This is a genomic window from Stenotrophomonas sp. NPDC047960, from assembly GCF_043204395.1.
Taxonomy (GTDB): Bacteria; Pseudomonadota; Gammaproteobacteria; order Xanthomonadales; family Xanthomonadaceae; genus Stenotrophomonas.
This window is the reverse complement of the sequence record NZ_JBIDBX010000010.1, coordinates 2100-16316: the sequence shown is the minus strand read 5'-3', so window position 1 is coordinate 16316 and position 14217 is coordinate 2100. Positions and strand designations below refer to the sequence as shown.

General features: G+C 63.4%; 11 protein-coding genes, 1 tRNA gene and 1 pseudogene. All 13 read left to right on the top strand.

The genetic code is table 11. The features are described 5' to 3' along the window. A pseudogene (locus ACGFZ3_RS18645) lies at positions 1–91 on the top strand (elongation factor Tu); the annotation flags it as partial. Positions 92–192: 101 nt separating this feature from the next. Continuing rightward, positions 193–268 (top strand) — tRNA-Trp (locus ACGFZ3_RS18640). Between the two features lie 44 nt (positions 269–312). Continuing rightward, positions 313–717, top strand: a complete 405-nt coding sequence (gene secE / locus ACGFZ3_RS18635) for a preprotein translocase subunit SecE (RefSeq protein WP_392924717.1) — start codon at positions 313–315, stop codon at positions 715–717. 10 nt (positions 718–727) lie between these two features. Further along, a complete protein-coding gene (gene nusG / locus ACGFZ3_RS18630) occupies positions 728–1288 on the top strand; it encodes a transcription termination/antitermination protein NusG (RefSeq protein WP_392924714.1) in 561 nt (186 codons plus the stop codon). A 199-nt stretch (positions 1289–1487) separates the two neighbouring features. Then, complete coding sequence (rplK, locus tag ACGFZ3_RS18625) at positions 1488–1916, top strand: 50S ribosomal protein L11 (protein WP_282247498.1); 429 nt, start codon at positions 1488–1490, stop codon at positions 1914–1916. A 4-nt stretch (positions 1917–1920) separates the two neighbouring features. Continuing rightward, entirely contained in the window at positions 1921–2619 is a 699-nt protein-coding gene (gene rplA / locus ACGFZ3_RS18620; RefSeq protein ID WP_068849440.1) for a 50S ribosomal protein L1, read from the top strand. Positions 2620–3006: 387 nt separating this feature from the next. Next, complete coding sequence (gene rplJ / locus ACGFZ3_RS18615) at positions 3007–3540, top strand: 50S ribosomal protein L10 (protein ID WP_282247497.1); 534 nt, start codon at positions 3007–3009, stop codon at positions 3538–3540. A 62-nt stretch (positions 3541–3602) separates the two neighbouring features. Then, positions 3603–3971: a 50S ribosomal protein L7/L12 gene (rplL, locus tag ACGFZ3_RS18610; protein WP_392924709.1), complete on the top strand. Its 369-nt coding sequence runs from the start codon at positions 3603–3605 to the stop codon at positions 3969–3971. Between the two features lie 252 nt (positions 3972–4223). Further along, a complete protein-coding gene (rpoB, locus tag ACGFZ3_RS18605; RefSeq protein WP_392924705.1) occupies positions 4224–8378 on the top strand; it encodes a DNA-directed RNA polymerase subunit beta in 4155 nt (1384 codons plus the stop codon). 89 nt (positions 8379–8467) lie between these two features. After that, positions 8468–12709, top strand: a complete 4242-nt coding sequence (gene rpoC, locus ACGFZ3_RS18600; protein WP_392924702.1) for a DNA-directed RNA polymerase subunit beta' — start codon at positions 8468–8470, stop codon at positions 12707–12709. Positions 12710–13086: 377 nt separating this feature from the next. Then, entirely contained in the window at positions 13087–13461 is a 375-nt protein-coding gene (gene rpsL, locus ACGFZ3_RS18595) for a 30S ribosomal protein S12 (RefSeq protein WP_025879344.1), read from the top strand. Between the two features lie 12 nt (positions 13462–13473). Beyond that, positions 13474–13941: a 30S ribosomal protein S7 gene (gene rpsG / locus ACGFZ3_RS18590; RefSeq protein ID WP_068849450.1), complete on the top strand. Its 468-nt coding sequence runs from the start codon at positions 13474–13476 to the stop codon at positions 13939–13941. Positions 13942–14077: 136 nt separating this feature from the next. Next, on the top strand, positions 14078–14217 hold a 140-nt coding region (locus tag ACGFZ3_RS18585), incomplete at its 3' end, for a GTP-binding protein (RefSeq protein WP_392924721.1).

Here is a 14217-nt window from a genome sequence, read left to right as displayed (position 1 = left end):
CCCGGTCGCCATGGACGAAGGCCTGCGCTTCGCGATTCGTGAAGGCGGCCGTACCGTCGGCGCCGGCGTGGTCTCCAAGATCATCGCGTAATCTGCACTACCGGCGGCAGCACAGCGCTGCCGGTCTCGCGAACGGCGGGCCGGGAACCCCCGGTCCGCCTTCGCCGTCTAAGGGAAGGCAGTTTTTTCAGTACGCCAGTAGCTCAATTGGCAGAGCAGCGGTCTCCAAAACCGCAGGTTGGGGGTTCGAGTCCCTCCTGGCGTGCCACTTCTCCCTTCCAGCGGCCATGCCGCCACAGCAGCCAGAGCCGGATGAATAGCAAGATCGAGCATTCCAAGGACACCTCCACCGGGGGTGACATCGTCAAATACGCCGCCGCAGTGCTCCTGGCACTTGCGGGTCTTTTTGCGTGGTTCTGGTTCGGCATGCCCGAGCATGCAGCCCAGAATGCCTGGTCCGGTCCCCTGCGTGGCCTGGGTGTTGCCGTCGGCCTGGCGGCCGGCTTCGGTGTGTTCATGCTGACCGCCAAGGGTCGCGACACCCGTGAATTTCTTTCCGAATCCCGCTTCGAGCTGCGCAAGGTGGTCTGGCCGACGCGCCAGGAAGCCATCCGCATGACGTGGGTGGTGATGGTCGTGGTGATCATCCTCAGCCTGCTGCTCGGCGGCTTTGATTTCTTGATTCAGAAAGCGATCCAGTTGTTCCTGGGTCGATAAGGAGAAACCTGTGAAGCGTTGGTATGTCGTTCACGCCTATTCAGGCTTCGAGAAGTCCGTGGCGCAGGCGCTGCGCGACCGTATCGCGCGCGAGGAAAAGCAGGATCTGTTCGGCGACGTCCTGGTCCCGACCGAAGAAGTGGTGGAAATGCGCGGCGGCCAGAAGCGTCGCTCCGAGCGCAAGTTCTTCCCCGGCTACGTGCTGGTGCAGATCGAGACCCATGACGAAGGCGGCATTCCGCGCATCGACAGCGAAAGCTGGCACCTGATCAAGGACACCTCCAAGGTGTTGGGGTTCATTGGCGGCACCGCGGACAAGCCGTTGCCGATCAAGGACGAGGAGGCCGCCGCCATCCTGGACCGCGTTCAGGAAGGTGTCGAAAAGCCCCGTCCCAAGGTGCTGTTCGAGCCGGGCCAGATGGTCCGTGTCACCGAAGGCCCGTTCAACGACTTCAATGGTGTCGTGGAAGAAGTCAACTACGAGAAGAGCCGTCTGCGCGTCTCGGTGTTGATCTTCGGTCGCGCCACGCCGGTCGAACTCGAATTTGGCCAGGTCGAAAAGGCCACCTGATCTGAAGGCTGCCCGCATTCACGCGGCGGCCTGAAAATCTGATATAGTGCTCGGCTTCCTGCCAGGAAGCTGGCAAAAGCAAAGGGCCGCCGCAAGGTGGCCTTCTGCGTGAATTCAAAAACGCGATGCCGGGACGCGAGATTCCCGGTCCGATGGGGAGCCTGTGGTCGCAAGGCGCTAGCACCCGGAGAGTATTCACATGGCAAAGAAAGTAATTGGTTACATCAAGCTGCAGGTGAAGGCCGGTCAGGCCAACCCCTCGCCGCCGGTCGGTCCCGCGCTGGGTCAGCGTGGCCTGAACATCATGGAATTCTGCAAGGCGTTCAATGCCGCCACGCAGAAGCTCGAGCCGGGTCTGCCGGTGCCGGTGATCATCACGGCCTATTCGGACCGTACGTTCACCTTCATCACCAAGAGCACCCCGGCCACCACGCTGCTGAAGAAGGCCGCGGGCGTGACCTCGGGCTCCAAGCGCCCGAACACCGACAAGATCGGCAAGGTGACCCGCAAGCAGCTCGAAGAGATCGCCAAGGCGAAGGAAGCTGACCTGACGGCCGCCGACCTGGACGCCGCCGTGCGTACGATCGCTGGTTCTGCCCGTTCCATGGGCCTTGTGGTGGAGGGTTAAGAAGATGGCACAGACCAAGCGTGAGAAGGCCATCCAGGCCGCCGTCGTCCCGGGCAAGGCTTACGCCTTCGAGGACGCAATCAAGATCCTGAAGACCGCCACCAAGGCCAAGTTCGTCGAGTCCTTCGACGTCGCCGTGCGCCTGGGCGTGGACGCCAAGAAGTCCGACCAGCAGGTGCGCGGTTCGACCGTGCTGCCGGCCGGTACCGGCAAGAGCGTGCGCGTTGCGGTGTTCGCACCGGCCGGTGCCAAGGCTGACGAAGCCCTGGCCGCTGGCGCCGAAGCCGTCGGCATGGACGACCTGGCCGAGAAGATGCAGGCCGGCGATCTGAACTACGACGTCGTCATCGCCACCCCGGACGCCATGCGCGTCGTGGGTAAGCTGGGCACCGTGCTCGGCCCGCGCGGCCTGATGCCGAACCCGAAGGTCGGCACCGTGTCGGCCAACCCGGGCGAAGCCGTCAAGAACGCCAAGTCGGGTCAGGTGCGTTACCGCACCGACAAGGCCGGCATCATCCACTGCACCATCGGCAAGGCCGATTTCGCCGAAGACGCGCTGAAGTCGAACCTGCAGGCGCTGCTGCTGGATCTGATCAAGGCCAAGCCGGCGACCTCGAAGGGCACCTACCTGCAGAAGGTTTCGGTCAGCTCGACGATGGGCCCGGGCGTCACCGTCGACCAGTCGTCGCTGACCCTGAAGTAATCGTTTCAAGCGGGTGCGCGGTTTCGGCCGTGCACCCGTGACATTTGAAGGCAATCCGAGCGGGCCTGGCCCGTGACGATAGCCGTCAAAGACCGCAGGCGCGGTCGTTGCACACCGGCGACGGGCAGGGATGCTCGCATTGGCATGGAGTCGCCGCCGGCGCCGTACCGACCGCTTAATCGGTTCCTTCGGGAATCACCCTGCGTAGATGGTGCCCTTCTGGAGTTTTTCTGGTTTACGCAGGTCTGGGTTCACCCAGGTTGGCCATCCAGGTCTAGAACGGCCCACCCTTGGAACATCGTCCCGATGTTCCCGGCGTCCAGGACGGATGCTGCCCAGGACCGCAAACGGCAGGAGCCGTAAGCGGAGTTCAATTGGAGGAGTGCAATGGCTCTCAATCTGTCCCAGAAGCAAGAAGTAGTCGCCGAGGTTGCGGACGTCGCTGCCAAGGCCCACTCCTTGATCGCAGCCCATTACGCTGGCACCACGGTCTCCCAGATGACCGCGATGCGCAAGCAGGCCCGCGAAACCGGTGTTTTCTTGAAAGTTGTCAAGAACACGCTGGCCGAGCGCGCCGTCAAGGGCACCGAGTTTGAATGTGCAACGGACAAGTTCACCGGTCCGATGCTGTTCGCGTTCTCGCTCGAGGAGCCCGGCGCAGCCGGTCGCCTGATCAAGGAAGCTGCCAAGAACAACGCCAAGCTGCTTCCGCAGGTCGTTGCCATCGGTGGCGAAGTGTTCCCGGCAAGCCACGTCGACGTGCTGGCATCGCTGCCGACCCGCGATCAGGCCCTGGCCATGCTGGCCCGCGTCCTGACCGAGCCGGTCACGATGTTCGCCCGCGCCATCAAGGCCATCGGCGACAAGCAGAACGGTGGCGAAACCGCCGACGCTGCCGAGCCGGCTGCCGAAACCGCCTGAGTCGCTGTTTACGTGGTTCCTGACGGAACCTGAACCCAGAAAATTATCCAAAGGTAATCAAAATGTCCCTTACCAACGAACAGATCGTCGACGCCATCGCCGAAAAGTCCCTGATGGAAGTGATGGAGCTGGTCAAGGCCATCGAAGAGAAGTTCGGCGTTTCCGCCGCTGCTCCGGTCGCCGTGGCTGCTGCCGCTGGCCCGGCCGTTGCTGCTGAAGAGCAGACCGAATTCGACGTCATCCTGAAGTCGGCCGGCGACAAGAAGGTCGAAGTCATCAAGGCCGTCCGCGCCATCACCGGCCTGGGCCTGAAGGAAGCCAAGGATCTGGCAGAAGCCGGCGGCATGATCAAGGAAGGCGCTTCGAAGGACGACGCTGCCAAGTTCAAGAAGGACCTGGAAGCTGCTGGCGCGACTGTCGAAGTCAAGTAAGCAGTTCCTTGCGTCGCCATCGAATCACGGCGATGCAGCCAAGGCTGGGGGCGTAAGCCCCCGGCCTTTGGTCGTTGTTGCGGCAATGACCGAAGTCCAGCAGTACCGGCCCAGGCCGGCGAGTTGGTAGTTGGAAGTAGCGGGAGAAGGCGTGCTGGTGCCGGCAATACCAGCGACTTCCAACTGACAATTTTCATGTTCCCTTCGGGCCACGCCTCCATGGCGGGGCCCGCACAGCCAAGGTGAGACCCCATGACGTCATATTCGTTCACCGAAAAAAAGCGTATCCGCAAGGATTTCGGCAAGCAGCGCTCGATCCTCGAAGTGCCGTTCCTGCTCGCCATCCAGGTGGATTCCTACCGCGAATTCCTGCAGGAAAACGTGGATCCGGCCAAGCGCCGTGATCTCGGCCTGCACGCGGCCCTGAAGTCGGTGTTCCCGATCGCCAGCTACAGCGGCAACGCTGCGCTGGAATACGTGGGCTACAAGCTGGGCGACCCGGTCTTCGACGAGCGCGAGTGCCGCCAGCGTGGCATGAGCTACGGCGCCCCGCTGCGCGTGACCGTGCGCCTGGTGATCTACGACCGCGAGTCGTCCACCAAGGCCATCAAGTACGTGAAGGAGCAGGAGGTCTACCTCGGCGAGATTCCGCTGATGACCGACAACGGCACCTTCATCGTCAACGGCACCGAGCGCGTCATCGTCTCGCAGCTGCACCGTTCGCCGGGCGTGTTCTTCGACCACGACCGTGGCAAGACCCACAGCTCGGGCAAGCTGCTGTACAGCGCCCGCATCATCCCGTACCGCGGCTCCTGGCTGGACTTCGAGTTCGACCCGAAGGACGCGCTGTTCACCCGTATCGACCGTCGCCGCAAGCTGCCGGTGTCGATCCTGCTGCGTGCGCTGGGCTACAGCAATGAAGAAATGCTGGCCGAGTTCTTCGAGATCAACACGTTCCACATCAATCCCGATGAGGGCGTGCAGCTGGAGCTGGTCTCCGAGCGCCTGCGCGGCGAGACCCTGAACTTCGACCTGGCCGACGGCGACAAGGTCATCGTCGAAGCCGGCAAGCGCATCACCGCGCGCCATGTCAAGCAGCTGGAAGCATCGGGCATTGCCGCCCTGGCCGTGCCGGACGATTACATCGTCGGCCGCATCCTGTCCCACGACGTGGTCGACGCCGGCACCGGCGAACTGCTGGCCCAGGCCAACGACGAAATCACCGACGAGCAGCTGCAGGCCTTCCGCAAGGCCGGTGTGGATGCCGTGGGCACCCTGTGGGTGAACGATCTGGATCGTGGCCCGTACCTGTCCAACACCCTGCGCATCGATCCGACCAAGACCCAGCTTGAAGCGCTGGTCGAGATCTATCGCATGATGCGTCCGGGCGAGCCGCCGACCAAGGACGCCGCGCAGAACCTGTTCCACAACCTGTTCTTCACCTTCGAGCGCTACGACCTGTCCACGGTCGGCCGCATGAAGTTCAACCGTCGTGTCGGCCGCAAGGAAGTCACCGGTGAAGCGGTGCTGTACGACCGCAAGTACTTCGGCGAGCGCAACGACGAAGAGTCCAAGCGCCTGGTCGCCGAGCACGGCGACAGCTCCGACATCCTGGACGTGATCAAGGTCCTCACCGAGATCCGCAACGGTCGCGGCGTGGTCGACGACATCGATCACCTGGGCAACCGTCGCGTCCGTTCGGTCGGCGAAATGGCCGAGAACGTGTTCCGCGTGGGCCTGGTCCGCGTCGAGCGCGCGGTCAAGGAGCGCCTGTCGATGGCAGAATCCGAAGGCCTGACCCCGCAGGAACTGATCAACGCCAAGCCGGTTGCCGCAGCCATCAAGGAATTCTTCGGTTCCTCGCAGCTGTCGCAGTTCATGGATCAGAACAACCCGCTGTCGGAAGTCACCCACAAGCGTCGCGTCTCGGCCCTGGGCCCGGGCGGCCTGACCCGTGAGCGTGCCGGCTTCGAAGTGCGCGACGTGCACCCGACCCATTACGGCCGCGTCTGCACCATCGAAACCCCGGAAGGCCCGAACATCGGCCTGATCAACTCGCTGGCCGTGTACGCCCGCACCAACCAGTACGGCTTCCTGGAAACCCCGTACCGCAAGGTGCACGACGGCAAGGTCTCCGACGAGATCGAGTTCCTGTCGGCCATCGAAGAAAACGAATACGTCATCGCCCAGGCCAATGCCCTGACCGACGCCAAGAGCATGCTCACCGAGCAGTTCGTGCCGTGCCGGTTCCAGGGTGAGTCGCTGCTGAAGCCGCCGGCGGAAGTCCATTTCATGGACGTCTCGCCGATGCAGACCGTGTCGATCGCCGCGGCGCTGGTCCCGTTCCTGGAGCACGATGACGCCAACCGTGCACTGATGGGCGCCAACATGCAGCGCCAGGCCGTGCCGACCCTGCGTGCGCAGAAGCCGCTGGTGGGTACCGGTATCGAACGCGCCGTGGCCCGTGACTCGGGTGTGACCGTGAATGCCCGTCGTGGCGGCGAGATCGTGCAGATCGACGCCGGCCGCATCGTGGTCAAGGTCAACGAAGTGGAGATCACCGACGCCAGCGATGCCGGCGTGGATATCTACAACCTGATCAAGTACACCCGTTCCAACCAGAACACCTGCATCAACCAGCGTCCGCTGGTGGAAGTGGGCAACGTGGTGGCGCGTGGCGACGTGCTGGCCGATGGTCCGTCCACCGACATCGGCGAACTGGCCCTGGGCCAGAACATGCTGATCGCCTTCATGCCGTGGAACGGCTACAACTTCGAAGACTCCATCCTGCTCTCCGAGCGCGTGGTGGAAGAAGATCGTTACACCACGATCCACATCGAAGAACTGACCTGCGTCGCGCGTGACACCAAGCTGGGGCCGGAGGAAATCTCGGCCGACATCCCGAACGTGTCCGAGCAGGCGCTGAACCGCCTGGATGAGTCGGGCGTGGTGTATATCGGCGCCGAAGTGCGCGCCGGCGACATCATGGTCGGCAAGGTCACCCCGAAGGGCGAAAGCCAGCTGACCCCGGAAGAGAAGCTGCTGCGCGCGATCTTCGGCGAGAAGGCGTCGGATGTGAAGGACAGCTCGCTGCGCGTGCCGCCGGGCATGGATGGCACCGTCATCGACGTGCAGGTCTTCACCCGCGACGGCATCGAGAAGGACAAGCGCGCGCGCCAGATCGAGGAAAGCGAGATCAAGCGCGTCAAGAAGGACTTCGACGACCAGTTCCGCATCCTGGAAGGTGCCATCTACGCGCGCCTGCGCTCGCAGATCGTGGGCAAGGTCGCCAACGGCGGCACCAACCTGAAGAAGGGCGACATCATCACCGACGCCTACCTGGATGGCCTGAAGAAGGCTGACTGGTTCGTGCTGCGCATGAAGGACGACGACGCTTCCGAAGCCATCGAACGCGCGCAGAAGCAGATCCAGGCGCACGAGAAGGAATTCGAGCGCCGGTTCGCCGACAAGCGCGGCAAGATCACCGCCGGCGATGATCTCGCCCCGGGCGTGCTGAAGATGGTCAAGGTGTTCCTGGCCGTGAAGCGCCGCATCCAGCCGGGCGACAAGATGGCCGGCCGCCACGGTAACAAGGGTGTGGTTTCCAACGTGGTGCCGGTCGAGGACATGCCGTACATGGCCTCGGGCGAGACCGTGGACATCGTGCTGAACCCGCTGGGCGTGCCGTCGCGCATGAACATCGGCCAGATCCTGGAAGTGCATCTGGGCTGGGCCGCCAAGGGCCTGGGTCGCAAGATCCAGGGCATGCTCGAGGCGCAGGCCGCGATCAACGACCTGCGCAAGTTCCTGGACGACGTGTACAACCACGACAAGACCCAGCACGCCAACCACGTCGACCTGACCCAGTTCAGCGACGAGGAGCTGCTGCGCCTCGCCGGGAACCTGACCGACGGCGTGCCGATGGCCACCCCGGTGTTCGACGGTGCCACCGAAGCTGAAATCAAGCACATGCTTGCCCTGGCTGACCTGCCGCTCAGCGGCCAGACCCAGCTGTATGACGGTCGTACCGGCGAAGCATTCGATCGCCACACCACCGTGGGCTACATGCACTACCTGAAGCTGAACCACCTGGTCGACGACAAGATGCACGCCCGTTCGACCGGTCCGTACTCGCTCGTCACCCAGCAGCCGCTGGGCGGCAAGGCGCAGTTCGGCGGCCAGCGCTTCGGTGAAATGGAAGTCTGGGCGCTGGAAGCCTACGGCGCGGCCTACACCCTGCAGGAAATGCTGACGGTGAAGTCCGATGACGTGCAGGGCCGCAACCAGATGTACAAGAACATCGTCGACGGCGAGCACGAGATGGTCGCGGGCATGCCGGAATCCTTCAACGTGCTGGTGAAGGAAATCCGCTCGCTGGCCATCAACATGGAACTGGAAGACAACTGATCGCGCAGGCGCGGCTGCCCCGGCAGCCGCGCCGCCGGATGTGACCTGACAGCCCCATCGACAAGATTTCCTCCTTTCGGAGAAACACCATGAAAGACCTGCTCAACCTCTTCAACCAGCAGCGCCAGACGCTGGACTTCGACGCGATCAAGATCGCGCTGGCCTCGCCGGACCTGATCCGTTCGTGGTCCTTCGGCGAAGTGAAGAAGCCGGAAACCATCAACTACCGTACCTTCAAGCCCGAGCGTGACGGCCTGTTCTGCGCCGCCATCTTCGGGCCGGTCAAGGACTACGAGTGCCTGTGCGGCAAGTACAAGCGCATGAAGCACCGTGGCGTGGTCTGCGAAAAGTGCGGTACCGAAGTGACGCTGGCCAAGGTGCGCCGCGAGCGCATGGGCCACATCGACCTGGCCTCGCCGGTCGCGCACATCTGGTTCCTCAAGTCGCTGCCGTCGCGCATCGGCCTGATGCTGGACATGACCCTGCGTGACATCGAGCGCGTGCTGTACTTCGAAGCCTACGTGGTGACCGAGCCGGGCCTGACCGCCCTGGAGCGCCGCCAGTTGCTGACCGAAGAACAGTACCTGCAGGCCCGCCAGGAGCACGGCGACGACTTCGACGCCGCCATGGGCGCCGAGGCCGTGTACGAACTGCTGCGCACCATCGACCTGCAGTCGGAGATGACCCGCCTGCGCGAGGAAATCGCCAGCACCGGTTCGGAAACCAAGCTCAAGCGCCTCACCAAGCGCATCAAGCTGGTCGAAGCCTTCCTGGAATCGGGCAACCGCCCGGAATGGATGGTCATGACCGTGCTGCCGGTGCTGCCGCCGGACCTGCGTCCGCTGGTGCCGCTGGACGGCGGCCGCTTCGCGACCTCCGACCTGAACGACCTGTACCGCCGCGTCATCAACCGCAACAACCGCCTGCGCCGCCTGCTGGAGCTGAACGCGCCGGACATCATCGTGCGCAATGAAAAGCGCATGCTGCAGGAATCGGTCGATGCGCTGCTGGACAACGGCCGCCGCGGCCGTGCCATCACCGGCACCAACAAGCGCCCGCTGAAGTCGCTGGCCGACATGATCAAGGGCAAGCAGGGTCGCTTCCGCCAGAACCTGCTGGGCAAGCGCGTGGACTACTCGGGCCGTTCGGTCATCGTGGTCGGTCCGTACCTGCGCCTGCACCAGTGCGGCCTGCCGAAGAAGATGGCACTCGAGCTGTTCAAGCCGTTCGTGTTCGCCAAGCTGCAGCGTCGTGGCCTGGCCACCACCATCAAGGCCGCCAAGAAGCTGGTCGAGCGCGAAGAAGCCGAAGTCTGGGACATCCTGGAAGAGGTCATCCGCGAACACCCGGTGATGCTGAACCGTGCGCCGACCCTGCACCGCCTGGGCATCCAGGCGTTCGAGCCGGTGCTGATCGAAGGCAAGGCCATCCAGCTGCACCCGCTGGTCTGCACCGCGTTCAACGCCGACTTCGACGGTGACCAGATGGCCGTCCACGTGCCGCTCTCGCTGGAAGCCCAGCTGGAAGCGCGTGCGCTGATGATGTCGACCAACAACATCCTGTCGCCGGCCAACGGCGAGCCGATCATCGTGCCGTCGCAGGACGTGGTGCTGGGTCTGTACTACATGACCCGTGCCCTGGAAAACAAGAAGGGCGAGGGCATGGCCTTCGCCAACATCGCCGAAGTGAAGCGTGCCTATGACAACCGCGTGGTGGAACTGCACGCCAAGGTCAAGGTCCGCATCACCGAGGTGGTGACCGACGAGAACGGCGAAAAGCAGAACAAGACCTCGATCGTGGATACCACGATCGGTCGCGCCCTGCTGGCCGAAATCCTGCCGGAGGGCCTGCCGTTCGCACTGGCCAACACCGAGCTGACCAAGAAGAACATCAGCCGCCTGATCAACTCCAGCTACCGCCAGCTGGGCTTGAAGGATACGGTCGTGTTCGCCGACAAGCTGATGTACACCGGCTTCGCCTATGCAACCCGTGCAGGCGTGTCGATCGGCATCGACGACATGCTGATTCCGGACGAGAAGCGCGGCATCCTCACCGAGGCCGAAGCTGAAGTGCTGGAAATCCAGGAGCAGTACCAGTCGGGCCTGGTCACCGCCGGCGAGCGCTACAACAAGGTGGTCGACATCTGGTCGCGTACCAACGAACGCATCGCCAAGGCGATGATGGACACCATTGGTACCGAGAAGGTGGTCAACGCCAAGGGTGAGACCATCGACCAGAAGTCGATGAACTCGCTGTACATCATGGCCGACTCCGGTGCCCGTGGTTCGCAGGCGCAGATCCGCCAGCTGGCCGGCATGCGCGGCCTGATGGCCCGTCCGGATGGCTCGATCATCGAAACGCCCATCAAGGCGAACTTCCGTGAAGGCCTGAACGTGCAGGAGTACTTCAACTCCACCCACGGTGCCCGTAAGGGTCTGGCCGATACCGCGCTGAAGACCGCCAACTCGGGTTACCTGACCCGTCGTCTGGTGGACGTGGCGCAGGACGTGGTCATCACCGAAGTGGATTGCGGTACCACCGAAGGCCTGACCATGACCCCGATCGTGGAAGGCGGCGATGTCGTGGAGCCGTTGAAGGACCGCGTGCTGGGCCGTGTCGTGGCCGAGGACGTGTTCCTGCCGGGCAACGACGAAGATCCGATCGTGACCCGCAACACCCTGCTGGACGAACAGTGGGTGGCCAAGCTGGAAGACGCCGGCGTGCAGAGCATCAAGGTGCGCTCCACGATCAGCTGTGAATCGGCGTTCGGCGTGTGTGGCCGCTGCTACGGTCGCGACCTGGCCCGTGGCCACCTGGTCAACATCGGTGAAGCGGTGGGCGTCATCGCCGCACAGTCGATCGGTGAGCCGGGTACCCAGCTGACCATGCGTACGTTCCACATCGGTGGTGCGGCATCGCGTGCGGCAGCCGTGGACAACATCACGGTCAAGACCACCGGTTCGGTGAAGTTCAACAACCTCAAGTCCGTCGAACACGCCAGCGGTTCGCTGGTGGCGGTCTCGCGCTCGGGTGAAATCTCGGTGCTCGATGCCCATGGCCGTGAGCGTGAGCGTTACAAGCTGCCGTACGGCTCGATGATCGCGTCCAAGGACGGCGATGCAGTGAAGGCTGGCCAGACCGTGGCCAACTGGGATCCGCATAACCATCCGATCGTGTCCGAAGTGGCCGGTTTCATCCGTTTCATCGACTTCATCGACGGCGTCACCGTCATCGAGAAGACCGACGAACTGACCGGCCTGGCCTCGCGCGAAATCACCGATCCGAAGCGTCGTGGCTCGCAGGCCAAGGAGCTCCGCCCGATCGTGCGCATCGTGGATGCCAAGGGCAATGACCTGACCATCCCGAACACCGACCTGCCGGCCCAGTACCTGCTGCCGCCGCGTTCCATTGTCAACCTGCAGGACGGCGCCGCCGTCGGCGTGGGCGACGTGGTCGCCAAGATCCCGCAGGAAGCGTCCAAGACCCGCGACATCACCGGTGGTCTGCCGCGCGTGGCCGATCTGTTCGAAGCGCGCAAGCCGAAGGATCCGGCGATCCTGGCCGAGCGTTCGGGCATCATCAGCTTCGGCAAGGACACCAAGGGCAAGCAGCGCCTGATCATCAAGGACACCGATGGTTCGGAACACGAAGAGCTGATCCCGAAGTACCGCCAGGTGATCGTGTTCGAAGGCGAGCACGTGACCAAGGGCGAAACCATCGTGGACGGCGAGCCGAGCCCGCAGGACATCCTGCGCCTGCTGGGTGTCGAACCGCTGGCCGCCTACCTGGTCAAGGAAATCCAGGACGTGTACCGCCTGCAGGGCGTGAAGATCAACGACAAGCACATTGAAGTGATCACCCGCCAGATGCTGCGTAAGGTCGAAATCACCGATCAGGGCAGCAGCAAGTTCCTGAATGGCGAGCAGGCCGAGCGCCAGCGCGTCATCGAGGAAAATGCACGCCTGGCCGCCCGTAACGAGCTGATCGCCCGTTTCGATCCGGTCCTGCTGGGCATCACCAAGGCGTCGCTGGCCACCGAATCGTTCATTTCGGCGGCTTCGTTCCAGGAAACCACCCGCGTGCTGACCGAAGCCGCCGTCCGCGGCACCTCGGACAACCTGCGCGGCCTGAAGGAAAACGTCATCGTCGGCCGCCTGATCCCGGCCGGTACCGGCCTGGCCTACCACGCCAACCGTCGTCGCAATGCCTCCGGGCTGACCGAGTCGGAAATGCAGACCCTGTCCGGCACGCCGGCCGTGGCTGAAGTGGCTCCGGCAGCTCCGGTGGCAGTGGAATCGACCGAAGCCGAATCGGCCGCGGGCGAGGAATGAGAAACCGGTCCGACCCGCAAGGGTCGGACCCACCTTCGGGTAGCGGCCGACCGTTGGGCGGACGATGCCCGAAGGGGTAGGGCACCACCGTAGGTGGTGCCGAACCCCGCTTTGCCGGTGGCGTAACCGCCACCAATGAGGTAGGATGCCGGCCGGTCCGCGAAAGGGGGCCGGTTTGACAACCTGAACGGGGGGCATGGAGAAGGCTCCCCTGTAACGGCCCGGGATCAGGGCTGGCTTGGCGCGTGCGCGGTTGACTGCGTTTTCGCCAGGTTGCTACAATCGTCTGTCTCAGCAGGCTGGATTCCTTCGGCCTGCTCGCACATATCCGCATTCATGGCCTGTTTTCACCGGGCCTCTCTCAGAAGAACTTACTGATGGCGACGATCAATCAGCTTGTCCGCAAGCCGCGGCAGGCAACCACTTACAAGAGCGCCTCCCCGGCTCTTGAAAAGTGCCCCCAGCGCCGTGGCGTCTGCACGCGCGTGTACACCACCACCCCGAAGAAGCCGAACTCGGCGCTCCGCAAGGTTGCCAAGGTCCGCCTGACCAACCAGGAAGAGGTCATCAGCTACATCGGTGGCGAAGGCCACAACCTGCAGGAGCACTCCGTGGTCCTCATCCGTGGCGGTCGCGTCAAGGACCTGCCGGGTGTGCGTTACCACACCGTGCGTGGCTCGCTGGACGCCTCGGGCGTTGCCAAGCGTCGCCAGGGCCGTTCCAAGTACGGCGCCAAGCGTCCGAAGAGCTAAGGGAAAGTACACATGTCTCGTAAAGGTAATACGCCGCAGCGCTCTGTCCTGCCGGATCCGAAGCACGGAAGTGAAACCATCGCGCGCTTCATCAACATGGTGATGCTGAGCGGCAAGAAGTCGGTCGCTGAAAAGATCGTCTATGGCGCCATGGACGTGATCAGCGAAAAGAACCCGAACTCCATCGAGCTGGTGCAGAAGGCTCTGGACAACGTGGCTCCGTCGGTCGAAGTGAAGTCCCGCCGCGTCGGCGGTGCGACCTACCAGGTTCCGGTCGAAGTGCGTTCGTCGCGCAAGATGGCCCTGGCCATGCGCTGGCTGATCGACTCCGCCCGCAAGCGTGGTGAGAACACCATGCCGAAGAAGCTGGCTGCTGAACTGCTGGATGCCTCGGAAAACCGTGGTGGCGCCATCAAGAAGCGCGAAGAAACCCACCGCATGGCCGAAGCCAACAAGGCATTCGCCCACTACCGCTGGTGAGTTTGACGGCCTTGTAAAACAGGCACGGCAGCACCATTAAGGTGCTGCCTCGCGGCCCCAGAAGGGCTGCGCCAATCCGAAGGCCGCCGAAAGGCGGCGTTCGGCCATCCGAATTCCAAGAAATTGAGAGGCTCCCGTGGCCCGCACCACTCCCATCGAGCGTTACCGCAATTTCGGCATCATGGCCCACATCGATGCCGGCAAGACCACCACGTCCGAGCGCATCCTGTTCTACACCGGCATGAGCGACTTGATCGGGGTGGTGCAAGCCGGCGC